Genomic DNA, 24,826 nt, shown 5'->3' on the forward strand with positions numbered 1-24,826 from the left:
AACATAGTGAATGTTTACGACGATTCCTTTTTTATTCGTGAGCCATTTTTAAAAGTTCATTAGCATGTTCACGCGTTAATTTAGTAATTTTTTCTCCTGCCAGCATCCGTGATAATTCATCCACCCGTTCTTGATGGTTTAATTTAGTTACGGTCGTAGTGGTTCGTTGATCGTGGACTTGTTTTTGAATTAAAAACTGGTGTTGAGCAACTGCGGCCACTTGTGGAAGGTGCGTAATGCACAGAACCTGCGAATGATCAGCAATGACTTTAATTTTATCGGCAATTGCTTGTGCAACACGACCACTAACTCCAGTATCAACTTCATCAAAAATAATACTAGTTACATCCGCTTGCTCCGTAAAAATCGTCTTCAAAGCTAACATTACCCGGGAAAGCTCCCCACCGGAAGCAATCTTTGCTAACGGCCCCATCCGTTCACCAGGATTAGTTTGAATATAAAATTCAACATCATCAATCCCAGTTGGGGTGAAACTATGAACCGGAACCTTAGCAAAATGAACCTTAAAAACTGCCTTTTCCATGTATAAAGCACTTAATTCATGATGAACCCGTTTTTCTAGATCCTTAGCCACCTTTTTTCGTTGCTCGCTTAATTGATTTCCTAATTCTTCTAGTTGTTTCACAACTGTGGCTAATTGTTCCTCTAACTCATCATTCGAATCCACTGTCCCTTCCATGTCAGCTAATTCGTGGTGAATCTTATTGTAATAAGCAAGGATGTCCGGCACAGTATCTCCATACTTTCTTTCCAGATCATTTATCAAATCCAAGCGAGTATTAATTTCATTAAGGCGTTCTTCATCAAATTCTAAGCCATCCAGTTCATGACTTGATTGGTTAGCCACGTCCTGCAATGAATAGTATGAATCTTCCAATGCTTTGCCAATGTCAGCATAGTTATCATCAAATTGCGTAATTTCATTGACTGCATCCATGGCCGTTGCCAACTGATCCAGTACCGGTGCATTTTCACCACCATTCAAAATCGCGACTAGTTGTTGTAATGTATTTTGAATCTGCTGGAAATGATCTAAGCGATCACGTTCACTAATTAAAGTATCTTCTTCATCAGCCTTTAGGTCAGCAGACTGAATTTCTTGAACCTGATAGCGGAGCATATCTAACCGTTGTGCCCATTGTTGTTCATTGGCTTGCTTGGTGGCCAAGGTTTTTTTTAACTTTCGATACTGACGATAATGTTCTTGATATTGTTGAAGTAATTTTTGAACTTCCGCACCAGCAAAATGATCCAACATTGGTAGATGCTGATCAGGCTGTAATAAACGCTGATTATCATTTTGACCTTGAATATCGACCAGTGGTGCACCAATTTTCCGCAAAATAGTGGTATTAATTAATGTTCCATTTGCTCGAATTGTATTTCTCCCGTTCCGATGAATTTCTCGCGAAATAATAACGGTGCGGTCCTCATGATCAATCCCCAACTGATCAAGTAATTCACTATATTGGGGATCGTCCGGAATCAGAAATTGGCCCTGAACCTCAAGTTTATCGGTTCCTTGGCGAATTAGTTCCTGCGATCCGCGAGCACCAGCCAGTAATCCGACCGCATCAATGATGATTGACTTACCCGCACCAGTTTCCCCCGTCAGGACGGTCATATTCTGACCGAAGGCCAATGTTAAATGATTAATAATGGCGAGATTATCAATAGTAATTTCTTGTAACACGACTCGCCCTCCCTTTAATTCAGGCTAGTAATGATTTGCTCAAATTTAACTGCATCTTCTGCTGATTGGCAGACCACCAAAACACTTGTGTCATCACCAATTGCTGTAAAAACTTCTGGAAAATTAAGTCGCTTGATCAGCACCGCCGCCATTGGTGCATGGCCTGGCCGCATCGTTAAGGATAAAAAACGGTCAGAACGCTTTAACGACTGCAAATCATTAGTCACCGCATCCGCCAACTGTTGTTCCTTATTATCCTGCCGATGAGTTGGCATGTTATATCGATAACCACCTGCTGCACTGGGAACCTTCACCAACTGCATCTCTTTAATATCTCGCGAAATGGTCGCTTGTGTAACATGAATTCCTGAAGACAAAAGAAGCCGTACGAGGTCCTCTTGACGTTCAACATCATGATTTTCAATCATTTCACGGATTTTATCCTGTCGCTCCGATTTTTTCATTCCACATGCTCCTTTCTAGGACTGTTTAAGTTCAGCATAGGCGTTATCAATTACCTGATCAATATCTACAATTGGGGAAATAGTTCCCTGATGATCCGTTAACTGAAGGTGGACCAAAAACTCGATATTGCCTTGTCCACCCTTAATCGGTGAAAAATCGAGATTTTTAACATCAAAATGATTTTCGACCGCAAATTGACAGACATTCTTTATAACCTCTTCATGAACATTTCGATCACGGACAATCCCATGCTTACCGACATGGTTACGGCCTGCTTCAAATTGTGGCTTAATTAATGCCACCACAGAACCACCGAGCTTGAGGATATGACTTAATGGTTCCAAAATCAATTTCAAGGAAATAAATGAGACATCAATGGAAGCAAATTCTGGTTGTCCCATTGTGAAATCCGCTAGTTTACTATACCGAAAATTAGTTTGTTCCATTACGACAACACGGGGATCTTCACGCAATTGCCATACTAGTTGATTTGTCCCAACATCAAGCGCATAGCTGCGTTTGGCTCCATTTTGAAGCATCACATCCGTAAAACCACCAGTCGACGAACCAATATCAAGAACCGTCAGATCTCGAACCGTTATTCCAAACACCTTTAAGGCCTTAGCCAATTTCAAGCCACCACGGCTAACATATGGCATCTTTTTGCCCTTCATGTGTAAAGTGGTGGTCACTGCAATCTTTTGTCCCGGTTTATCTAATCTTTCATTATTTTTACCAAGGATTTCTCCAGCCATTACTGCCCGCTTAGCTTGTTCACGAGAATCAAATAACCCCTGCTTAACTAATAATACGTCAACCCGTTCTTTTTCCATTTTTTCACCTATTTAAAGTATGCCAAGAATTCTTCTAAAACAGTAAAATCTCCGTTGGTTTGTCGATTGAGCTCCTCCTCCAATTTGCGAGCCTTAACTAAGGCTATGGCTAACTGATGCTTAGTTTCAGCTAAACCTAACAAACCTGGATAAGTATTTTTTGCTTCCACTTGGTCCTTGTGAACAGCTTTGCCCATCTGTGCTTCACTGCCCACAACATCCATTAGATCATCATAAATTTGAAATGCCAAACCATAATACTCACCAAATCTGGCCAGTAAATGTTTAGTTTCCGGAGCTTGATTCGTGATAATTCCTCCCGCAAGAACCGCATAGCGAATTAATGCTCCCGTTTTCTTTTCATGCAACAATTGCAAGTCTGGCAACGCTAAATGATGTCCTTCATTATGAATATCCATTGCTTGACCTGCAACCATTCCTGCTGGTCCAGCTGCCGTTGCTAGTTCCCTAACTAGCGATAACCGGGTCGTGGTTGCCAAATTATTATCGCTCAGCCATTGAAAAGCTAAGGTTAGTAAGCCATCTCCTGCTAGCGTTGCCATCCCTGCACCAAAACGGCGATGGTTAGTCGGCAATCCCCGCCGCAAATCATCATTATCCATCGCTGGTAAATCGTCATGAATAAGTGAATATGTATGTAATAATTCGACTGCGCAGGACGCCCGTAAAACATCTTGATTAATTGATTGTTGAAAAGCATCACAAATTGCCAACGTCAGCGCTGGTCGAAGGCGTTTACCGCCCGCCATTAAGGAATAAATGGTCGAAGTGGCTAACGTCGGTTCAGCGCATTCATTTTCGACATGGTCACTTAAATATTGATTAATCTGCTTTTGATAGTCATGAATCATAACTTTACCCTACTTTTCATCTTTATCAACAAATTCAGAGTGATATCCCTGATTCTGAACACCATTGTTGCTTAAATCATCCCCGGCTTCTTCTGCCGGATGTAATTGACCATCCGCCCCCATCAGCTGTGCTAAGGTTTCGTCTGCTTTATCAAGTTGATTTTGCAATTTATTAGCTAATTTCATCCCATTCTTAAACTGCTTCAGTGAATCATCTAAGGACAGATTTCCTTGTTGGAGATTATTAACAATTTCTTGCAGTTCATTCATCTGCTCCTCAAACGTCACTTTTTTTCTAGTTGTTGCCATGTTGTGTTGCTCCCTTGTGTTTAATCTGTTTAATTTCTGCTTCTACGTCGCCATCAACTAAATGAACAGTAATGCGATCAGCAACTTTTACCTGCCCAACCTGTTTAATGACCTGATTACTTTGCGTTACATAACTATATCCACGCGCTAACACTTTTTCCGGATCAAGAGTCACCAATTGATTAATTAATCCCGTTAACTCTAGTTGTGATTGATGAATCTGACGACTACCAACTGTCCGCAACAGCTGTTGCAAGCCCTGTAGACGTTCACGATCTCGTTTGAAACGATCCGTAGGCGAAAAACTATGTAATTGAGTAGTTAATAAACGTAGCTGTTGTTGTTTTTCATGCTGACGTTGACGAACACTTACCATTAATTGTTGTTTAAGATCATCTAATCGTTCTGTGGGCTGTTGTAAAATCCGCGTTGGTTCCTGAAAAATATAATTCTTTTGTAGTGCGGTCAGCCGTTCTTGAAGATGATCAATGTCGAGCTTCATTAAATGGGAAAGTTGCTGCCGAACATTTTGAATTTCCGTTTTAACATCCGCTAGTAACCATGCAGAAGCGCGAACTGCCGCACTAGTCGGGGTTGCCTCACGATCATCGGCTACTAAATCAGCAATTGTAGTATCAACTTCGTGACCAACTGATGAAATAACCGGAATGGGGCACTCAGCAATCGCACGCCCCACTTCTTCCGAGTTAAATGCCCAGAGGTCGCCCCGCGAACCACCACCACGAGCCACAATTAAAGTATCGTAATTACCATCAGCGCTGACCTGGCGAATTTGGTGTGCAATCATTGGTGCTGCATCATCACCTTGAACCTTAGTTGGATAACAAACGAGCTGAATGAGTGGATTACGTCGCCGAAAAGTAGTGATAATATCATGTTTTACTGCCGCATCATTACTCGTTACAATCGCCACCCGCTGCGGAAATGATCGAATTACTTTTTTAGGTTGGTCAAACAGTCCCTCTTTTTTGAGCTTTTCATACATTTGCTGGAAGGCAACTTGAAGGGAACCAATTCCTTGAACTTCCATTTGACTAACATAAAATTGGTAAGCGCCGCGGTTAGGATAGATATCAACATGTCCATAAACCAGCACTTTCATCCCATTTTCCGGTTGAAACTTAACCTTACGAAAATCATTGGCAAACATCACCGCGCTGATCTTATATTGGTCGCGAGCTGATAATTCTTCATTATCATCCTTGAGAGAAAAATATTGGTGCCGGCTACTCGGTCGGTAATCAGTTAACTCCCCGACTAACCAAAAATTAGTCTGGTAAATATAAGGGTCTGCTTGGAACTTTCGTCGAATATATTTGGTGAGCTGATTGACAGTAATTGGTTCTACTTCAGTCATTATTTGTACTCCACTCTGCTAAGTCGACTGTTTGTTGCATCAAAGTTGCAATGGTCATTGGTCCAACTCCACCCGGAACAGGTGTAATTGCGCTAGCAACGCTGCTAACGTCATCATAATCAACGTCACCAACAAGGTGACCATTTGGTTTACGATTAATACCAACATCGATCACAACTGCACCTGGTTTAACTTGATTAGCCTTTAAAAATTGCGGTTTACCAACAGCAACGACCACAATATCAGCGTGTTTTAAATAGTAATTGGCATCTTGACTTGCATGGTGAAGAATCGTCACCGTCGCGTCATGATTCATCATCAGGGACTGAAGAGGCTTGCCGACCAAATGGCTACGTCCAATAATAGCCACTTCGGCACCAGTTACATCAATATCCATCGTTTCCAACATGGTCATGATCCCGCGTGGTGTGCAAGCAACGGGATAGTTAGTTTGATCATTGGTATACAATTTGCCAACATTGACAGGATTGAAACCATCGACATCCTTTTGCGGAGCAATTGCTTCAATGACCCGACTTTCAGGAATATGAGCCGGTAAAGGGGATTGAACCAAAATGCCATGGATTTGAGGATCATCATTTAATTTCTGAATTTCACCAAGTAACGTTGCTTCACTAACCTCCGCCGGATACTTTTTCAAAACGGAATAAAAACCAAGACGATTGGCCTGCCGAGATTTATTTCTGGTATAAATTACACTTGCCGGATCATCGCCAACCAAGACCACTGCCAATCCAGGAGTGATTCCACGATTTATAAGTGTCTGTGTCCGCATTGCGGTTTGCTGATTTAAATTTGAAGCAATTTGTTTGCCATCAATTACTTTTGCCATCGTATTCCCCTTTTCATATTGCAAAAAAGAGGTTGGGCACCGCCAGCCTCTTTCCTAATTCACGTATCTTTGAAATTAATTAGCATGCTCTTTTTCATAGTGACCCAACACACCATTAATAAACCGTCGTGACTTATCATCACTGAATGACTTAGCTAATTCAAGCGCTTCATTGATGACAATCGGTGCTGGTAACTCTTTTTCATATTGGAGTTCGTATAAAGCAATACGAAGAATAACTAGATTTGGACGAGCAAGACGGTCAATCGTCCAATTATTGGTTAAATAGTTACTAATAATTGCATCCAAATCTGCTTGATGTTCTTGAACTCCACTTACTAATTCATCAAGATATTGGGGAGCAGTTTCCTTGGAACCGAGTTTTAAAACTTCAGCATAAAGTGCACCCTTATCTGCTGATGGATTGTTGATTAATGCAAACAGCGTTTGAAAGGCTGCAATGCGAATTGTATGACGACTAAAACTCACTACTCTTCACCATCTTTATCATTGTTTTGTGTTCCAAAAATATCGTTGGGGTCAATATCACTTTCGGTCTTTTCAGCATTAATTCCTTGGACATGGACATTTACAGTGGTGACCACTAAATCAGTCATCGAAGCAATGCGCTGTTTAACATTTTCTTGAATTTTTGCAGCCACTTGTGGCACGGAAACCCCGTAATCAAGATAAACTGCAACATCGATCATCAAAGTATCATCATCAGAACGCGTTAATTTAACGCCACGGCGGTGGTCAGAACGACCCAGTAATTCACCAACATTATTAGCCAGTGATCCATACATCTTCGCAACCCCATCGACCTGACTGGCTGCGATTCCCGCAATAAATTCTAAGACACGTGGGGAAATTTGAATTGCCCCTAATGTTTGATCTTTACTACTTAAAACGATCTTTGATTCCTCAGCCATTCTCTGACCTCCAATTATCTTTCTTCATATAGCTTATCGTATTTATTTTGCACTAAACTAATCGTGGGTTTTTCACTTGGCAAACAATGTTTTTCAGAAGTTGATTTTTCAACCATCATAAACTGAAATGACCATTATTTTCTTCCAGATTGTTGATATCATTTCTGAAAGTTTGCCCCTTGTGTGCACCTCACGTTAAATTTCAGTGAAAATCTTTAATTCTGCCCCATGAACATGAATTTATTATATTACTTGTCGAGTTTAACCGCAATTGTCCGATTCAACTATCAATGAAAATCTGTTGCATTTCTTTACGGAAACAAAAAAAGACTATATACTGAAATTGCGATACTGAAATTGCGTAAAAATTCCAATATATAGTCGTTGTCCATCATCTTTTAGCTGATGGATTTTTTATTTATGACTGCTGTTCAAGGAACATTTCTAATTTTCGTGCATCTTCTGGAATGAGTCTACCAATCAATTTTAATTTAAAGTCATGTTTATTAATACGACCAACGGTAATCGTATCAATATATGACTGTTTATTTAAACCAGCTTCTTGCCAATGATCTATTGGGAAATACATCTTTTTGATTTTATTGGACTTGTTAGCATATTTAGTAGAGATTTTATAAAAACGAACAACCCCTTCTTTATCAGAAATAATGAAGATAGGTCTACGTTTGCCGCCACCAGGAAAAGAAATATAGGCTGTTGAAATATCATTAGTCTTCATCGTCGAAAAACTCCTCGAAATCTTTATTAGTCTTAATTTCTACTTCTGGTTTATCTTTAGACAACTGACGAATGTGTAACTCTGTACGTTGTTCAGGAGTAAGGGTTAAGTTAAGCGGAATTCTGCCAGTCGCTACAATTTCACGATATAGAGCATTAATAACAGCGGTTGGTGTTAATCCCAGTTCTTCGATTACATCTTCTGCTTCTCCAGCTAATTCACGATTAATATTCACTTGTAACTTTTTGTTTTTATTTTTCATCATTACAGAATCCATTGTCATCACCTCATAACTATATTATACTCTTTAATCGTTAAAACACAACAAAAATAGCCCTAGCAGTCACTACTTTTGTAATGACCACTAGGGTTTACTGTTATTTGAATGTACCATAAGGTTCATGGTTCCATGCGTTCCTCACCGCAATGTAACTATAACCGTTAGAACGTGGCTGACGTACATAAATGAACCCATCATGCTTTGACCAAGCATCATATTTAATGGTGGTACCTGGTCCAACATAAGCAATTGATGAAGAACTTGGTTTAGCTCCCCACCGCAAGTGCAACCATGTTGTAGAAGTAAAGGTACCATTTTCACGGTGCCAAGTGTCACCCATGTTATCAGTCCAGTTTGACTGGTTAGGTTGAGCAATTGGTTTCTGTACCTTGTTCGATACTTGACTACCTGAACCGTGATCAGCAACCCGTAATACTTGGTTCGGGTGGATAACGGTGTTGATGGTGGTACCGTTCAACTTCGCTAGAGCGTTCATATCCATCCCGAACTTGTGAGCAATGCTCCACCAAGAGTCACCAGCTTTAACCGTGTAGTTATGAGTGTCTTGGTGGAGTTGCTTACCAGTAGTTGTAGCTGGAGTATTCGTCTTTGGCTTCTGTGGATTACCTGCCTTATATCCATTATCAGTAATCCCCGTCAAATCAACATCGCCATCTAAGCCGCCAGCATTATATGTTGATGTGAACTGGAAGATACCGATATTTTCAAAGCTTGGGAAGTAGTTGTAGTTTGGATGCTTCGTTACGTTGTAGTCAGGATATTCCGCTAATGCCAATGGATATTGACTAGCAATCTGGTGTAGATCTAAGTGATTAACCAAGAAATTCTTGTAGCCATATAATACCGCTGTATAACCTGCATCCTGTACACGTTTCAAAGCATATAATACTGAATCAGTGTCCGGGTTACCACTTTCTACGTCTAACATGACAATACTACCTTTTGGCGTTTGTACCTTTGGTAGATAGTAATTGAGCATTTGGTCAGCTTGCCACCGGCCGCTAAATTGAGCATAGATATAGGTGTGTGCTCGCTTGCCTTGTGCAATGGTAGTCGCTACCTGCGTTGGATAGGTGTATTGTTCAACAAATGAACCGTTGTAATATCCCCCAACTTGACTGATTGAAAACTTATCATCATTCAACCCCCAAGCACCAAAGTTGCCTTGATACTTAGACCAGTCAACTCCTTGATCGCCCTTAGCAGCATAAGCTGTAGGAATTGTCGTTGTGGTGATTCCCCCAACTGAGAAGGTTGTTGAAATTCCACAAAATAAAAAGGCGGTTGCAATTACAAACGTCAGCCATCTATTTAGTTTGTGCTTCATTGGTCGTGTCACCTACCTTTACATTGGTTGGGTTTTCCACTTCACCGTTTCCTTCTACAAAACCGCAAAGCCCTAGAATCGTCAGAACCGTATTAATAATGCCGACTAATTGGTCCCAATGACCGTAGGAAACCCCGCAAGCCATCATGACCTGTTGAACTAAAACAATTAACAAGGTAATAAATGACGCAACGACAGTTTTGTTTAACGTGCCGTCTGTATTTAAAAACTTCTTCAAAGATGCTTGTGTAATTTTATTTTCTTTCATGCTGTTCGTCCTCCAATCTTGTAATGCGCCTTTCGTGGTCATCTAGCCTAACCGAGTTCTCTTCAAATTTGCGGTCGCCCTTTTCAAGACGATTATCTACCCGTTCATCGTGGCGATTTTTGACCTCCATATTGTGATTAAGTAGGCGGAGTTGATCGTTGGTTTCTGCCAGCAGTTCTCTTTTCGCCGTGTTAATCAACCAACGGCCAACCAGCGCCACCGCTGTAATAATAGCAACGATTGAAGCCCACTCTTCCCAACCTAGTGACAAGAAAGTATGCGGTGTGATTAACCACCTCACATAATTACCACCTTTCTTTAGCCCGCCCAAAAGAAAAACCACAGTGATGAGCTGTGGTTCAACATAATGTATTGTGTATTTCAAAGGCGAGAAGTGTTACGAAAAAGGGTTCCCCCTTTCTTAATTAAGCGGCAGGGACGTAATCCTTACCTGTAATTTGCTTGTATTGGTCAGCAGTAATTGAAAGACCAACATACCCTTCGATTGGGCAATTCAGTTCAAACATATATTTGCAAAAATCAAACATTATTGAGCATCTCCATTCTTAGTATTGCCTTGTTGTTGCTTCGCAAACTGTAAACCAAGCGCATTGACCGCTTGGTTAGTAATTCGCAACTGCTTTTGTGTTTCGGCTAATTGAAGTCCTAAAGCATTAAGTGCTTTATCAGCAGGACTTGGTGTTTGCGGTGTAGCTGGTCGCATTGGTGGATTAGCTTTATCAAAGTCCTCACGACTCATTGCATTCCACTTAGTACCGTCAAATCGTGGATGTAATCCTTCAGGAACCAGCGTCGTTGCATTGCTTGGTATATTTTGATCTGCATTAATGGTATCCATGTAAAGATAATTTCCGTTTTGATCAAAATAATAAATATTCTTCATAAAATACCCTCCTTAGTCATAAGCCATTAGAGTACCCAGCACATACAAATCTTGATTTTCAAAGTTTGCGGTTCTTGGGAAAATATTAATTGTTCCATTAGCGTTACAGTCATAAGTAAATTCCTTTGCGTCATCAGTATGTTGATAACTTGAATAGTTTTCAACTTTAGAGTGACCATCTAAGAAACTGGCTGGAATACTCAAAACCGGTACTGATTGCCATTGCTTTGCGTTGACTTTACCAATGTAAATATTAAAGAAAACTACCGTAACGTCTTTAAACTTTAACTTTCTAATTTTAATGGCGCTTTGGTCAATTGTTACACCACTTAATGGGGTAACATTGGCGGTACTCTCGGAGCCTTGGTACTGTTCCGATAAATCACTAACCGCATCTACTAAACCATTATATTTGGGATCCCATGGTAATTCACCATGAGCCAATTTTAATTTTGAATAATCGGACATTATTCAATCTCCTTTCTAATTGCTTGTTGTCTTTGCTGGTTGCGTATCTTTGAAGTTCGCTACGAAGTCATTTGCAACATCAAACTTGGTTACTGTAGCCCCTTTGAACTCTAAAACGATGGTAAAGATACCACTGTAAACATAAACAAATGAACCACCGAAACTTGCGTCTGGGTCACTCATATCTAAATCAGACATGAACCCGTGAATGTTATCAGGGCTAACGAACAGCTCAACTTCCGTTGGCTCATTCCGCACTGCTCGTACATTCACATCGTAGACCGTTGAACCACCAGCCGGCGTTTCGCCAGCGCCACCAATACCTGCCCCATACTTACCAGCGTAAGCATGGACTGACGGGTAAATATCTGGTAGCCCTTGGCTGTTAGTGCCAAGCTCTAGATGAGCAATCCCAATCATGACTGGGCAACCAGCATAGCGAGCTAGCATTGACATAGTAACTACATCATTAGCCTTGACTTCCGCCACAATATCCTGAACCCGACTTTCAAGCCGTGAAATAACGTCTTGTAAATCGTTGAAGTCCTTGGTGTAAGTTGCAAGAAAAGCCTTGATAGTAGCATCCCATGTTTCTTTGAACTTCTTAAGATCACCGTCAGCATTAGCAATGATTGCTGACAACTTATCATATAGATCATTGAATGGTGTAATGTAGTCGCTCGCAACTAACCCCGAAATGACCCTATCTGCCATGATTTCCATGTTGAACTCAAGGGTAGCAATTGACTGCCCTTCCTTCATGATACGGAAAAAGATTTGTGCATACGATCCAGCCAAAGCAAAGGCTTGCGCTGGGAAGTCAAAACGGAACTGACCACCCGTAGCGTCCAGCATGACACAGTGTTTACTGTCATAAATACGGTGTGTCTTGTCAGGCAACACCCCTTCAAGCACCACGTTACAACCAGTTAGATCAAACGGAACTTGTGGGCTGTCTGCTGAACCATCTCCACGGTAGACCTGGACAAGGACTTGCCGCATTGCACTATCATATTGCCGTGCTTGAATCCAATTATATTGATCACTGCTCCAGTCAATATTAAGCACATTGCTATCCATTGTTCCGGCTATTTTCCGCCTGTCGCTGTCAACGTGAAACGTCATCATTTCCATTAGTTAATCACCCCTTTCTGTTGCAAGACTCTCGTTACCGCATTTTCTAAGGCGATTTCATCAATTCCCCCAACGGCAACGGTATTAATTCGTGATTTGAGTTCGTTAAGTTGTTTTTGGAAATTAGCTTGTGACTTCTTATCCCCAACCATTTCCGCAAACTCATTCATTTCTTGCTCAATCGTTGTAAAGTTTTCGACCAAATCATCATAGAATTCTCGGTTAATCACCATTGGTAAATCGGTCGTATGAAGTTTAATTTGTTCAGCCACTTACATCACTCCTTTAAGACCAAGTATTAAGCAATTCAAACGGGTACCAAGTGTCATTACTGCCATTACGAATGAATGTTGATGGACGATAAGAGCCAAGCACTCTGACCGTTTGTGTTACATACACCGTATTGAAGATAGAAACACGTTCGGATTTAACTAGCCCAATCCAGCCGTTCTGAACTGATTTATCGTACTTAGTCAGATCGATACCTAAATCAGATAATGCTTTCACTTCATAAGAAAAGCCGTCAGAATAATCAGACGGCTTTTTAGTTGTATGTAAATCGCTAGTATCAATACTTGGTAATTCATTTCGGTCGGCTTTGTTGCTAAGTAAATCACTGACGGCGCCTTCAAAGCTATCCAACGTCTCAGTAGTGACATAATAATCAAACTTACTGGAATTAGCGTCTGCCGTTGATTGTGCCTTTTTAGCATTACTTAATGCACTTTCAGCAGTCGCCCTCACTTTATCCAAGTCAGATTGTTTCACACCACTAGATGAAGAAAGATCAGCTTTGGTAGCAAATTGACTAAAATCAGGTAGATCTTCTTTTTTAGCGTAATTATCAAGCTCCGCTTTATTAACTAAATTAGCAATGCTTGGTATATCAGACCGTTTGGCAAATTGTGTAAAGTCTGGTAATTCAGTGCGTTTCACATAATCCACCAACATTGCTGTAGTGGCATAACCACTCAAATCCGGCATTTTAGGAATCTGCGATAGTTTCGCATAGCCTGACAATTCACTTTTACTTACTAAACCATCAGTACTTGGAATTACCGGCTTATCTTCAATGTCAGCCCATTTAACCGTTGGCATCGATAATTTATTCAGTCGTGCTTCCAACTCGTCAGGCGTAACAAATTTAGGCTTATTCTGAATGCTATCCCAATCAACTGACATAGCAGATTTAACTTTATCTTTGAGAAAATCATTCCATAACACTTCTACATCGTCAGCGTGCCAGACGATCCCCCAAGGCGTGAAATAGATTTTAACCGTTCGCCCGTTATCAGGAGAACATGCTTTAACAGGAACATGGCTCTCAGGGTCTTCATAATCAATCAAGGTCATTGGTCTAATCATCTCTTCCGTCATGATTGAATCCCTCCTGTTAATGCTTTGACCTTCTCCATATCACTTGTCGTTACGGTAGTAATCCCTTGGAAATGATCTTCATAACGAGCACCGCTAGTAGCCGTTTGAACACTCGAGGAGATACCCACCATTTGCTGGTTGATATTTCTGAACTGCTTCCGTATAGCCTCATTAATGTCATTCATCGCTTTACCCGTGTTGTTAAAGTTAATCGTGGCATCGTTGTTCTGGTTGTAATCGTTAGTAGTGACACTGAACACAACCATGTCAGTGTCAACGTTTAATTCGGGGTCGTACGTATGAACGCTATCGCCGAGTTGGTACGGGCAATCACCCTTATGTGTCCATGTCATGGTAGTTGCTGGGGCAACTTGTAAATGTGATTGTAGATATTGAGTTGCTTGGTTCTGGTCATAAATCGTATCAAGGGTTTGATCTTCTCCAACGTGTTCATCATAAAGATCAATTGACTGTTGGTCTTTAAATTGAAAGTTGAGTTGATAGAATTCTTCTGTCGAACTTGATGTACTACCAGCCGAACCACCGCCGTTCATAATAGAAGCCATTTGGTCATTGCGCCCAATCCATGATGGCGGGTAATTACCTACTGGGATTTCCTTACAGCTTTCGCCTTCCTGCGGTTCATAGATAATCGTATTGGCATCAAGAAATAGGCAAACGTGATACGGAGCACTGAATGAGCCATAAAACCCAACGTCCCCCGTTTGTGCAGAGCCTACTTGATGGAATGAGCCAACCTGTGTGTAGGTCGTCCAACCAATATCAACACCCATCTTGGCATAGCAGAAGTGCACAAAACCTGCGCAATCAGAACCTGCTTCAGTTCGTCCACCTAAGATATAAGGGCGCCCCAACCATGAACGAGCATAGTTAATTAGTCCTTGAGCGTCCTGAGAAACTGGTCCGCTGCTATCAGAAGTAGTAGTCGTTTTCTCCATCTTCCCAGCTTTCACATTGACCACATTAACCAAGTCAGCCGTTGACTGCTGAATATCTACATTGGGCGAATCATAAAGGTATCTAAACGTTTCGCCCGTTTGATGAGTTAATGAGTTTAGATCATAAATCTTTAAGACATTCCCGTCAGGTATCCAGTAACCACCGCAACCAGCAAGATTAGATGTTAGAAAATCTAAACAACTACCGCTTGCCTTTTCGGTTAGAGCGGTAAAACTTCCGTGAAGTTCGTAACTAATTCTTTGATCGTTATTATCAAAGAACTGGTGCATAACCGTGTCTAACGTATAGGTTGGGTCGGCTGGAGCTGGTTTAATGACTGTACCAGGCTGTTTATTATCATCGCTTGATGAACTGTCACTAGAAGAATTGTCTGACTTATCATCATCGGCAACCCGTAGGTTTTTAAGTTTATCAATTAAAGCGTTAGTAGCGGTAATCTTTTTGGTTGCGACCCCTTGTTCGTTAGTAACAGGTTCAATGTCCTTGATCTTATAAGACTGGCCCATAAACAACACTTCGGCTTGAACCTGAGCCAGATTAAAAACGTACTCAAAGCCGTTTAAGTATCGCATCGTAAATTCAACTTGATAGGTTGAACTCAGCTCAAAAGTGCGTTGCCAAGTGTTATAAAGGTCAGCAAAATTAACTCGCTCTTCGGCTTTTCCATCATGGCTTTTGATCACTGCTACATCAATCATGATTTCCACCATAAAGGAAAATCAAATGTGACTTTACCTTGAAATCCACTAATTACAAATTCATTTGGTCCCTTAGCAAGGGTAATGATTTTGTGATTAGTGTTAATGCCATCATGGTTGCCGTTGAGCATGGGGTTTACATCAACCAAAGACCAGATACCAGACCAGCCACCCTTTCGAGTAACTTCATCGCCTGTGGTTTTGTTTTTGATTGACATATCCCCACCAGCCGAACCTTCTAAAATAATCGTTAATGGTTTCCCCCGTCTTTCAGGGTCAATCATGACTTCGGAAGTATTCAGCACCGTAAATGAATTACTGGTAAACACATATTGTGGACGGTCGATAGGCTGGTTGTTGCCAAACCCTTCAACCATATCATCGAAGTCAGCCGTTGTGCCCACACTACGACTAAGGCCATAAAGGTCAGTCAACGTGACCTGACAAATCCACCCTCTTTCACTGGTAAAGGTTGGGGCTGCTAATTTAGCCCGTACCTTATACATACGTTGAGGAAAATCTGCCCAACAAATCCAATATGTTTCTCGGCTATCCATGAGTTTTTGCAAGGCGTCAAACGCAAGAAAAGCGTCAGCTTCATTCATACCATAGAAGTGAATCGACATAGTAATTTCACGAGTGTTATAACTCGTTGAATTTAACTTCTGCCCATCTTGCAGGCCAAGTTTTTCAAGGTTGTCTTCTTGTTGAACTGGTGCTGGACTATGCAGATAACATAAAACATCTTTCAAATCAGGTTGATCATAAATCGAATGCCACTCTTTACCATCTTCTGAAATTGAGAACTCAATGGGTTCAAAATCGACATACGGTGTTGGGTCATCATGCGGACCCAAAAAGGGGTAAAGATGTGGTTTTACTTTCTTCGTTGAAAATACTTGCACTACTCTTCACTCCTTTCTAGTTATAAGCATTGCGCCAATTATGAGCATTCCGTTTATTAATTGCATTAGTCACTTCGTCAACAACCAGTTGTGGTTGCATATCAATGTTATTAACTGCCTTAACAACTTCATGAAGCAACGTAACAACTTGCCCGTTGAATTGACTGCCGTTCTCGTTAGAACGCAATTCAGGGTGGTGGGCTTCCATCGTTTGCCATGCTTGCTTCATTAACGGTAGAGCATTGTTGTTGTACGGGTTAATGATGAACTCATCTTGTTCTGGGTTGTCCCCAACCGTAACGTTTTGTAAACCACGAACCCGACCACCAAACGCAAACCGCCGTGAACCTTGCGGACCAGAGTGAAGCCATTCCATCTTACGGTGGCCCCAAATAGTCGTCCAACCAATCGAATTAGCATAATCACTATTGTTGAAGAAAGCAATTAATTGGTGGAACCCTTTCATGATGTTATGGAACTTTGGCATAGCATAAGCATTAAATGTTGGTACCGTATATTGCAACAGTCCCCGAGCTTCGTTACCACCAGAGTTTTGGTCATGAGTTGAAGCATCCTGAATTCGTGTTTCTTGTCCACCAGATTCGTTTTGGATAACCTGCTTTAAATTCGATACAAATCCATCATTGATGTGGGCTTTCATCTTTCGAGCAGCCGAACGAATAACAGGGCCCCAATCACCGTTTTTAGGTTCCTGAACGATTGCTAATAAGTCTTTCAACACGTTAGCAATTCCACGGCTAAATGCAATGGCTGACGCTTTACCAAACGTTGGAATGATATTCTTTAACGAGTTCCAATCAGTTAATTTCAGGATTAAATCCTTAGAAGCACTAATCGGGTTCTTATCGAAGGCGTCAGCGATTTTATCCATTTCATCATCAGATAGTGTTCCATCAGCATAATGGGGAATTCGCTTCTTTGATAAAAATTCATGCGACTTTTCGCCCGGAATAACTTGTGAACCGGGTTCTAGCCAAACATGCCGATTAATACCCGCAAACAGTTGCCAACCTCGTGATGGTTGCCAAACTAATTCTTGCTTATGAGGGCCATCGCCATCATTGATAACGGCCATACCACCAGGGTGAGCGGAATAAGCAGAACCAGCACTGTGCATAGAAGTACCAGAAGCATAACTGATTGAACTGAGTTTCTTGTCACCGCCAAAGTCACCAATGACCTTGTTAATACCTGAAATACCTTTATTCAGACGGCTAACAATATCTTTCATGGCGCTTTCAGCAATATTAGGTAACTTGTTGAAATCAGACTTGAACGCCGATACTAAATCATCAAGCCAATTATCCCATGAACGCTTGAAACCACGTTCAAAGTCGTGTCCCGTATCATCAATATCATCAAGCTTGCTACTGATAGTTCGGTTGGCCTTATTCAAACCGCTACGGGCTTGGCTTGAAAGATTCTTCCAAGTATCGCCCCAATAACGTTTAAAGTCTTTGCTAAATGATTTAAGGGCTTCTTCGACCACTTTCATCATTGAACCAAACTCTTTAATGAATCTATGCTTGCCGACTGCTTTATCGGCTTCGGCCATTTGCTGACCGAGCACTTTACCAAAGTTGTACTTTTTCAAATCCTTAGATAGGGTCTTAATGTCGCTATCAACTTTTGACAAACCAGTCTTTTTATTAGCTAGTTTGCCAATTGTCTTTTCAAAGCTAGTAAATTCCTTCGTCGCTTGTTTCAGCGGTTTAGTTAATTGCTTGAAGTCCTTAACCATGCCACCAAACCAAGTGTCGAGCTTCTTTACTTCATCAGCGAGTTTTGACTTCTTGATTGACTTAGCTAGTTTCTCAAAATACGTGCCTACTTTCGTATGCTTCATATCCTTATTGAGCTTGTCTAAATATTTGGTAAATTCACCCAAACCATGTTTACCAGTCAGTGACTTAATAGAACTAGCCATCGTCTTAGTTGACTTGCCAAACGTCTTAAAGGTCTTAGCAAGCTTTTCTAACGGCTTGGCTGACTTCGCCATATCCTTAACGAAATTCTTTAGGCCCTTGTTCATCTTGTTTAAAGATTTAGTCGGGTCATTGTGCTTGACGACCTGCTTCAAACTCTTCAAAGTTTGCGTGTAAGTCAATACAGCACGGTTCATTTCCTTAATGTTGGCAATATCAGTCTTGGAGTAATGGTTACCACCGAGCGACTTAATTTCCTTAGAAGATGGTTTTTTAGACTTATGAGAACTAGACTTATGCGAGCTTGATGAGCTACTTTCATCATCATTATTCCACCAATTTTTTACCTTTTTCAAAGTATCTTTTGCCCAGCCAGTAACACCTTTCCATATTTTTTGGAACCCTTTAGCAATACCGCCAAGTGCACCACTCCAGTCACCTTTCAATAGCTTCTTGAAGAAATCAAGACCGCCCTTGAACATCTTAGAAAGTGCAGGCCCAGCTTTACCACCAATAGCACTACCGAGCATTCCACCGATAGCACCACCAATTGGTCCACCAAGCATTGTACCAATGACGCCACCTAAAATAGTACCGATACCTTTACCAGCCATCTTTGCACGGTTATGGATATGTGACCCTGTTAGTGCACGTAAAATGTCAATGGCACCAATAGCAATATTGAGACCAGATACTAGTTTTCCACCGATACCTTTACCAATACCAAGCAAACGAGAACCACCCATTTTAGATGCTAAACGTCCAATGAAGGAATCACCCAGTTTAGAACTTGCAGCACTCAATCCACGTTGGAATAATGTTCCAGCTTTTCTGCCTCCCTTTACCCAAGTCTCAGGAATGATATATTTCGTTGCAAAGCCCTTTATAGCACCACCAGCACGTACAAAAGCACTGGCAAACCTTGAACCGGCAATTCTACCTTTCAAAGCAAAACCTTTTTCAGAAATGACCGCAGATAGATCTTTCAAGGCACTACCAGATTTCTTAATGGCAATAATGCCTGGTTTAAATGCCTTCGATAAACCAGCAACCATTTTGCTACCAATCTTACTTCCTACATCTAAGAAACTACTTGGCAAGAACAAACCAGTAATGCCACGTCCAAGGCCCTTCGACTTCAGCATAAATGACTTTGAAAAGTTGCCACCAGCTTTTTCACCATCTTTAGCGGCTTCCTGTGCTAAAACTCCAGTTGGGCCAACTGGCTTACTAGCTTTATGATCACTTAGCATACCTAAAAGTTTGCTACTACCGTCATAATCACCGTTCAGGGCAGACATGACCGCTTTAACTTTAGTCGCAGAAGTTCCAGCGATACCTTTAATAGCTGAATACATATTTGATAGCCCTTTAGCTGCCTTTGACAACTTAGAATATACAAAATATGTGGCTAGAGCACGTCCAATAATGTTCAGAGCTGTTTTATGCTTAGAAATTTCTGTAAGGGCGTTGGCAATACCTTTTAGGCCATCACCGCTGGTACCACTAACGATTTTCAACATATCACCAATAGCGTCAAAAACACCTTTACCAACGGACGAACTAATAGACGCCAAGCCTTTTATGGTCTTCACAATGCTTTCTGCATTATTCGCTGTCCAATTGGATACTGTTTTAACGAAATTAGTTAAACCTCTAACGATATTATCAAGCATTTTAGACACTGAACCATTACCAAAGGCGTCAGCTAAGGCCTTCATTACCGAGCCGACACCGTTGTTCACGGCTTTACCGAGAGTTTCAAACTCCTTGGTGGTGTTCTTGTCCTTAATCCATTCAGAAACCTGTTTAACAATTGGGTTAGCTGCATTGGTAGATGGTGCCATTGCATCACCCATTAATTGTTTCCACTTAGCTGAAATTTGACGGAACATGCCGGGTAGAGTACCCATTAGGTTTTCAGACGCCTTCTTGTACTTGTCACCAAGTCCGTTGAAAACTGTTTCAGCATCTTTTGCCGATACCTTACCTGCTGAAATATCCTTACGCAGTTCTGACATTGTCAAATGAGAATTGTGTTGGACTTTACGTTCATACTTTAGAAGTGCTTCCCCAAACATTGGGAATGCGTCTGTAATCTGGTTCATATCGCCTAGTTGCAACTTTGAACTAGAAAGCATATGAGTAAAGTCCATTCCTACTTGCTTTAAGCGGTCACTAGAAAGACCAATAGCATCACCCATCGTTAGGAATGATTTAGTCAATTTCATAGTTTCCGGTTGATTATCGAAAACGTGATAGAACTGTTGAGCTAGTTCATTGGTAACATCAACACCCCAACCAAGTTTGTTGGATAAATCAACAATAGAGTTAGACATCGACTTAGCTTTGGCAGAGCTACCGGTCAAAGTGTCCCAAGTGGCGTTCATTTCTTGCATGGTCATGTTGAACTGAATACCAGCGTGCATTGCACCAACAATACCGTTCTTAATACCACTTAAAGCCATACCAAAACTATTAGAAATTGAAGTACCAATTGCGGTACCAGCAATAATAGTTTTCAGCTTGGTAAATGAATGACCGGTACTTTCAGCATTACGCTTCAGACCATTTAGTTTCTCGTTAGCACTTGTTGAATTAACTTTAGGAGTAACAGTCGGTTTCACTCTTTGAAGAGCCCTAACGTTCTTATCAAACCGGGTTACTTTCTCCTGTCCTTCGGTCGTATCAGCCTTAACTTTAATGTTCTTGCTTTTAAGACCATTGATGGACTTATCCAGCTTGCGAGTTGCTTCACCAGTCTCAGAAAGAGAAGCCTTGGTACCATTTAGAGCGGACTTAAACGTTGTCTGTTCCGCTGCCCCAGAATTAAACTTCATGCCTAACTGACCAAGCTTTTGCTCCAGATTAGACATGCTTTGGTTCATTCTAGCTAAGGGGCTAGTAACTTCATCAATCGCTTTAACTACGATTTTCTTTTCAACAATAATTCCACCATCACTCATGAGCTTCTCCCTCCTTTCTTATCTGGCATGAAAATATCCATAAACCGTTGTTGTTGTTTGCGCTGATCGGTGATCTTATGCTGTAACTGTTTGTCAGTGATTGATCTAATGGCTTGCAACCGATCATTTAAGGTCTTCTTATTCTGATCATCGTTATATTTGTCTGGGTCAACCATTACCGTTGGCAACAACGTTGATCCTAAGGCAAACCGCATATCTGACAACAAGTTGTAACTACGTTTATAACCACCAGCAACAACAACTTCATACTCTCGTGGGCTCATTCCATACACTTCTTCAAGTGTTGTCTTACCGACCACTTCGTTAATTAAACGTAAGCGGTCAAACATTGACTCATGAAAGTCAGCAATTACTTGCCTAACTGTTCGAGGAACTTCTTGGTTAGTTCGTATTGTTTCTTGGCTAGTGCCACTCCGTTCTGAGCTTCCGCTAGGCTCTTCTTGCCTTCCTTGGAATTGTCGTTCGTTTCTTCGACTACTTCTAAGGCGGCTTTTGAAGTCGTAATATCTTCGTGAAGAGTATGAAGTAAGTGATTGATCTTCAACTTTAAAAAACCTACGTTCTGAATTTCCTTGTAAACAGTCCCGTATGGATCTTTTTCGTCCCATACACCCATTTCAGCAAGGGTTTTTTCTACATCAGCACGAGTTGGACGCTTCTTGCCTACAACTGCGGCTTGATAGAAAGTGATAATTGCATCAGGGTCTTGATCAACCAATCCTGCAATTAATTGACTAAAACCATCAGCCGTTGCATTATCCTTGTTCTTTGTCTTTTCAATCAAACGATTGTAAAAATTATAATCGAGTTTTGTTTCGTATTCATGACCATCAATGGTTAAAGATTGCATGTATATACCTCCATATCGCCCGCCCGTTAGCTCTCATTAACTAACGAATTGTGTATTTGTGGGAGGCGAGCTAATCAAATCAATTAAGCATTTTGACCGTTGCTTTCGGTTTTAGAACCATCACCAGTTGGTGTAGTTGTAGGTGTTCCTTGTTGGTCACCAGTCTTTGAGCCAACTACTCCATCATTAGATGGATTGCTAGTGTCGGGTTGCTTTTGAACCGTTGGCTTTGGCGTGCTGTCGGTTGTTGGATTATTGGTTGCTACTCGCAGAGTCGCTACCAGCCGTGAGCTTTTGGCTCATTGGAACAGTACCAGAAGCGTCACCAGCCTTGGAATCGTCAGTAGCAGTAGATACAAGGCCACCGTTTTCACCAGAACCAATTTGACCCGGCTTAGTAAAGTTGTAGTACTTAGCAACCGCAGTAAACATACCTTCATCGAAGTCTTCGGCGCTTAAAGTAAATGGGTTACCGTTATCATCGTACCGGCGAGTTTCACCAGTGACTTCAAAGGTAACGTTTTGCGCAATGGCCGTGTTAAGCGCTTCGGTTTCTGGTAATGCTGAAATCTTAACCAGAGCGAATTCAGCGTCCACAACCTGCTTACCACTAGCATTCTTACGAAGAGTGTTCCAGTCGACACGCCATAAAGGCATAGTCCAACCGTTTTGCCAAACCATATAAAGGTCACGAGCAACATCGGTCTTAAAGCCATCACCCTTAGTCATAACAACATTGACAACCCGTTGCTGGTTCTTGGAACCAGTGTCCTTGATGTTGAATTGCTTAGTTGGTGTTGAACCTAAGGTTGCGGTGTTAGTACCAGAAGTTGCCCCTTGTGTACCTAAAACATGGCAAGGGTTAGTTACTGGTTCCGTAGGGAGTTTGTAGTAGTACATAACCTTGTCAGAAGACCGAGCTTCGACAATTGGCTTTTGAGAATTATCATTTGCTAATACTGGCATTAGTTAATTCATTCCTTTCTTTAAAATAAAAGACACGGCTATAAAACCGCGTCTTCAATAACGTTATAAGTTACTCGAATAATTTGTCGATTTAAAATCTGATTGGTTGAGCTGTCAACCATTGATGATAACTGTAGCTTGTCTACCAACCCCACAGAATAACCGTCTATGCTTACTTGTTCACACAAACGCATAATTCTGTAGGCATTGGTTAAACTTCTTACAAGCTTGTTCTGACTGTCAACCACATCAATCTGAAATGGATAACTGTATTCAGTTGCATTTTTAAATTGATCCGTAGAGCTACCACTCAAGAATTGTACTCGGCATACTGGCATTTTCTTTGGCACGTCTTGTGACGCTGAAAATGTCGATATGCCTATTGCTTCAATATGTTCAACCAACCATTCATAAATCTTTACGAAAGATGGTTTATCATTCATTAGCTAAACCCCTTTCGAATTGCTTCATCAATTGCTTGTTCAAATGGCCCATTTAATTGGTTCAGGTTCAAGTGATTTGCTGCATCTTCAAACGGGTGGTGTGCTGGATATTTACGAGTTAAAAGACCAAACTCAAACGCCTGTGAGTAGTTATATCCACCATTAGTCGCGTCCGTATAAATCTCATGACGATTGCCTTGAACATGATCTTTTAAATGTTTAACCATAAATCCGCGGCCTTCATAACCACTCTTTGAATGGTATTGGCGTGACTTCATCAAATCACGAACCTCATTGGTTGCCCGCTCCGCCATCTTGTTAGTAGCCCGTTCGCCATTAACAGAAGCAACAGCGGTCATATTACGCAATCTTCGACCACCAGCACCAAACTCGTTTTTATCCAGTGTGGCGGATATCTGAGCCATCGTTTGACGCAAATCGCTATCATCGTAATCAAGAATAATCTTGGGGACGTTGTCATTGTTCCAGCTCATTACTATCCACCTTCAAATCATTTGAGAAATAAATATCAGTTCTCGTTGCATGTTTGCGAACCTGAATGATCTTGTACTTCTTTAAATCATCATCACTAGTCTCTTGTTCTGGAAAAGCAACAGCATTGGCTTTCTGGTTGCCCTGAACACGAGCAACCCAAGTCATGTTGAATTGCTTTCCAAACAAGTTATTTTGAACCTGAGCCCCGTTCACTTCGGTAACATGAGCGATAACATGTTGATAAGTCCAGATTTCGCTATCGTCCAGCGTTCCATGAATAACGGTTTTGGTGCATAACACGATTGGTCTAATGCGGCTTACCATGTCCAGACACCACCTTTTGACCCTGAACGTTGGTTATCAATATAGCGTTCCAATAATGGAATAAAGGGGTTGAGTTCGTTATCTTGAAACGACCAGCTCGCCCCTTCTTCACTATACGTTTTAGCCCCGTCAGCGTCATTCAGTGATTGAACATAGTGAGCTTCTGTAATTCTGATCACTACCACTTCTAGTTGAGTGGGCAGTTTATCTTGACCAACATACAAACAAACCATATCTGACGCTTGCTTGATGAAGTTTGTTAATTGAATATCAAGGTCAGTGCCTTTGATATTCTTATCTAATTTAACGGTGGTCAATAACTCGTTGAACTTTGCGTCTTGCATTCAGACCACCTCT

Annotated in this window: 30 protein-coding genes; all 30 read right to left on the minus strand. The window is 41.2% G+C overall.

Annotated elements, in window-relative coordinates; translation table 11 throughout:
• Positions 1-31: 31 nt before the first annotated feature.
• Positions 32-1,714 (minus strand): DNA repair protein RecN, encoded by a 1,683-nt coding sequence (gene recN / locus HMPREF0501_RS02235; RefSeq protein WP_006916200.1) that lies wholly within the window; start codon positions 1,712-1,714, stop codon positions 32-34.
• A 14-nt stretch (positions 1,715-1,728) separates the two neighbouring features.
• The gene (locus HMPREF0501_RS02240) at positions 1,729-2,178 is read right to left on the minus strand and encodes an arginine repressor (protein WP_006916201.1); all 450 of its coding nucleotides are present in this window, start codon (positions 2,176-2,178) and stop codon (positions 1,729-1,731) included.
• Positions 2,179-2,193: 15 nt separating this feature from the next.
• Positions 2,194-3,012, minus strand: coding sequence for a TlyA family RNA methyltransferase (locus HMPREF0501_RS02245; protein ID WP_006916202.1), 819 nt, complete (start codon positions 3,010-3,012; stop codon positions 2,194-2,196).
• An 8-nt stretch (positions 3,013-3,020) separates the two neighbouring features.
• Complete coding sequence (locus HMPREF0501_RS02250) at positions 3,021-3,884, minus strand: polyprenyl synthetase family protein (RefSeq protein WP_006916203.1); 864 nt, start codon at positions 3,882-3,884, stop codon at positions 3,021-3,023.
• 9 nt (positions 3,885-3,893) lie between these two features.
• Positions 3,894-4,193 (minus strand): exodeoxyribonuclease VII small subunit, encoded by a 300-nt coding sequence (locus HMPREF0501_RS02255; RefSeq protein ID WP_006916204.1) that lies wholly within the window; start codon positions 4,191-4,193, stop codon positions 3,894-3,896.
• On the minus strand, positions 4,180-5,571 hold the full coding sequence (gene xseA / locus HMPREF0501_RS02260; protein WP_006916205.1) for an exodeoxyribonuclease VII large subunit: 1,392 nt from the start codon (positions 5,569-5,571) through the stop codon (positions 4,180-4,182). Before xseA ends, HMPREF0501_RS02255 begins: the two co-directional genes overlap by 14 nt.
• On the minus strand, positions 5,564-6,424 hold the full coding sequence (locus tag HMPREF0501_RS02265; protein WP_006916206.1) for a bifunctional methylenetetrahydrofolate dehydrogenase/methenyltetrahydrofolate cyclohydrolase: 861 nt from the start codon (positions 6,422-6,424) through the stop codon (positions 5,564-5,566). The genes xseA and HMPREF0501_RS02265 overlap by 8 nt, the downstream gene beginning before the upstream one ends.
• A gap of 75 nt (positions 6,425-6,499) precedes the next feature.
• Complete coding sequence (nusB, locus tag HMPREF0501_RS02270) at positions 6,500-6,913, minus strand: transcription antitermination factor NusB (protein ID WP_006916207.1); 414 nt, start codon at positions 6,911-6,913, stop codon at positions 6,500-6,502.
• Entirely contained in the window at positions 6,913-7,356 is a 444-nt protein-coding gene (locus HMPREF0501_RS02275; RefSeq protein ID WP_006916208.1) for an Asp23/Gls24 family envelope stress response protein, read from the minus strand. Before HMPREF0501_RS02275 ends, nusB begins: the two co-directional genes overlap by 1 nt.
• A gap of 418 nt (positions 7,357-7,774) precedes the next feature.
• The gene (locus tag HMPREF0501_RS02280; RefSeq protein ID WP_006916209.1) at positions 7,775-8,095 is read right to left on the minus strand and encodes a hypothetical protein; all 321 of its coding nucleotides are present in this window, start codon (positions 8,093-8,095) and stop codon (positions 7,775-7,777) included.
• Positions 8,085-8,372, minus strand: coding sequence for a type II toxin-antitoxin system RelB/DinJ family antitoxin (locus tag HMPREF0501_RS02285; RefSeq protein WP_040455636.1), 288 nt, complete (start codon positions 8,370-8,372; stop codon positions 8,085-8,087). The genes HMPREF0501_RS02280 and HMPREF0501_RS02285 overlap by 11 nt, the downstream gene beginning before the upstream one ends.
• A 100-nt stretch (positions 8,373-8,472) precedes the next feature.
• Positions 8,473-9,723 carry a LysM peptidoglycan-binding domain-containing protein gene (locus HMPREF0501_RS02290; RefSeq protein WP_081443404.1) on the minus strand — a complete coding sequence of 417 codons (1,251 nt, stop codon included), beginning with the start codon at positions 9,721-9,723 and terminating at the stop codon, positions 8,473-8,475.
• Positions 9,704-9,991, minus strand: a complete 288-nt coding sequence (locus HMPREF0501_RS02295; protein ID WP_223206774.1) for a hypothetical protein — start codon at positions 9,989-9,991, stop codon at positions 9,704-9,706. Before HMPREF0501_RS02295 ends, HMPREF0501_RS02290 begins: the two co-directional genes overlap by 20 nt.
• A complete protein-coding gene (locus HMPREF0501_RS02300) occupies positions 9,978-10,292 on the minus strand; it encodes a hypothetical protein (RefSeq protein WP_155801142.1) in 315 nt (104 codons plus the stop codon). The genes HMPREF0501_RS02295 and HMPREF0501_RS02300 overlap by 14 nt, the downstream gene beginning before the upstream one ends.
• Positions 10,293-10,416: 124 nt before the next feature.
• Complete coding sequence (locus HMPREF0501_RS08695; RefSeq protein WP_006916215.1) at positions 10,417-10,539, minus strand: XkdX family protein; 123 nt, start codon at positions 10,537-10,539, stop codon at positions 10,417-10,419.
• Positions 10,539-10,895, minus strand: a complete 357-nt coding sequence (locus HMPREF0501_RS02305) for a hypothetical protein (protein ID WP_006916216.1) — start codon at positions 10,893-10,895, stop codon at positions 10,539-10,541. The genes HMPREF0501_RS08695 and HMPREF0501_RS02305 overlap by 1 nt, the downstream gene beginning before the upstream one ends.
• Positions 10,896-10,907: 12 nt before the next feature.
• Positions 10,908-11,363, minus strand: coding sequence for a hypothetical protein (locus tag HMPREF0501_RS02310; RefSeq protein ID WP_006916218.1), 456 nt, complete (start codon positions 11,361-11,363; stop codon positions 10,908-10,910).
• A 15-nt stretch (positions 11,364-11,378) separates the two neighbouring features.
• Positions 11,379-12,497: a phage baseplate upper protein gene (locus HMPREF0501_RS08500; protein ID WP_050755738.1), complete on the minus strand. Its 1,119-nt coding sequence runs from the start codon at positions 12,495-12,497 to the stop codon at positions 11,379-11,381.
• The gene (locus HMPREF0501_RS02320; RefSeq protein ID WP_006916220.1) at positions 12,497-12,769 is read right to left on the minus strand and encodes a hypothetical protein; all 273 of its coding nucleotides are present in this window, start codon (positions 12,767-12,769) and stop codon (positions 12,497-12,499) included. Before HMPREF0501_RS02320 ends, HMPREF0501_RS08500 begins: the two co-directional genes overlap by 1 nt.
• Positions 12,770-12,782: 13 nt before the next feature.
• Positions 12,783-13,874 (minus strand): hypothetical protein, encoded by a 1,092-nt coding sequence (locus HMPREF0501_RS02325; protein ID WP_006916221.1) that lies wholly within the window; start codon positions 13,872-13,874, stop codon positions 12,783-12,785.
• Positions 13,871-15,553: a phage tail protein gene (locus tag HMPREF0501_RS02330; protein ID WP_040455638.1), complete on the minus strand. Its 1,683-nt coding sequence runs from the start codon at positions 15,551-15,553 to the stop codon at positions 13,871-13,873. The genes HMPREF0501_RS02325 and HMPREF0501_RS02330 overlap by 4 nt, the downstream gene beginning before the upstream one ends.
• The gene (locus HMPREF0501_RS02335) at positions 15,550-16,458 is read right to left on the minus strand and encodes a phage tail domain-containing protein (protein ID WP_006916223.1); all 909 of its coding nucleotides are present in this window, start codon (positions 16,456-16,458) and stop codon (positions 15,550-15,552) included. Before HMPREF0501_RS02335 ends, HMPREF0501_RS02330 begins: the two co-directional genes overlap by 4 nt.
• A gap of 16 nt (positions 16,459-16,474) precedes the next feature.
• Positions 16,475-21,370 (minus strand): tape measure protein, encoded by a 4,896-nt coding sequence (locus HMPREF0501_RS02340; RefSeq protein WP_006916224.1) that lies wholly within the window; start codon positions 21,368-21,370, stop codon positions 16,475-16,477.
• Positions 21,367-21,720: a hypothetical protein gene (locus HMPREF0501_RS02345; RefSeq protein WP_040455641.1), complete on the minus strand. Its 354-nt coding sequence runs from the start codon at positions 21,718-21,720 to the stop codon at positions 21,367-21,369. Before HMPREF0501_RS02345 ends, HMPREF0501_RS02340 begins: the two co-directional genes overlap by 4 nt.
• A 20-nt stretch (positions 21,721-21,740) precedes the next feature.
• Positions 21,741-22,241 (minus strand): tail assembly chaperone, encoded by a 501-nt coding sequence (locus HMPREF0501_RS02350; protein WP_040455644.1) that lies wholly within the window; start codon positions 22,239-22,241, stop codon positions 21,741-21,743.
• A 252-nt stretch (positions 22,242-22,493) separates the two neighbouring features.
• Entirely contained in the window at positions 22,494-23,207 is a 714-nt protein-coding gene (locus HMPREF0501_RS02355; protein WP_006916226.1) for a hypothetical protein, read from the minus strand.
• A gap of 38 nt (positions 23,208-23,245) precedes the next feature.
• Positions 23,246-23,650: a hypothetical protein gene (locus HMPREF0501_RS02360; protein WP_006916227.1), complete on the minus strand. Its 405-nt coding sequence runs from the start codon at positions 23,648-23,650 to the stop codon at positions 23,246-23,248.
• Positions 23,650-24,144 carry a hypothetical protein gene (locus HMPREF0501_RS02365; RefSeq protein WP_006916228.1) on the minus strand — a complete coding sequence of 165 codons (495 nt, stop codon included), beginning with the start codon at positions 24,142-24,144 and terminating at the stop codon, positions 23,650-23,652. Before HMPREF0501_RS02365 ends, HMPREF0501_RS02360 begins: the two co-directional genes overlap by 1 nt.
• On the minus strand, positions 24,128-24,469 hold the full coding sequence (locus tag HMPREF0501_RS02370) for a hypothetical protein (protein ID WP_040455647.1): 342 nt from the start codon (positions 24,467-24,469) through the stop codon (positions 24,128-24,130). The genes HMPREF0501_RS02365 and HMPREF0501_RS02370 overlap by 17 nt, the downstream gene beginning before the upstream one ends.
• Positions 24,463-24,813 carry a phage head-tail connector protein gene (locus HMPREF0501_RS02375; RefSeq protein ID WP_006916230.1) on the minus strand — a complete coding sequence of 117 codons (351 nt, stop codon included), beginning with the start codon at positions 24,811-24,813 and terminating at the stop codon, positions 24,463-24,465. Before HMPREF0501_RS02375 ends, HMPREF0501_RS02370 begins: the two co-directional genes overlap by 7 nt.
• Positions 24,814-24,826 lie beyond the last annotated feature (13 nt).

Source organism: Limosilactobacillus coleohominis 101-4-CHN (assembly GCF_000161935.1).
Taxonomy (GTDB): Bacteria; Bacillota; Bacilli; order Lactobacillales; family Lactobacillaceae; genus Limosilactobacillus; species Limosilactobacillus coleohominis_A.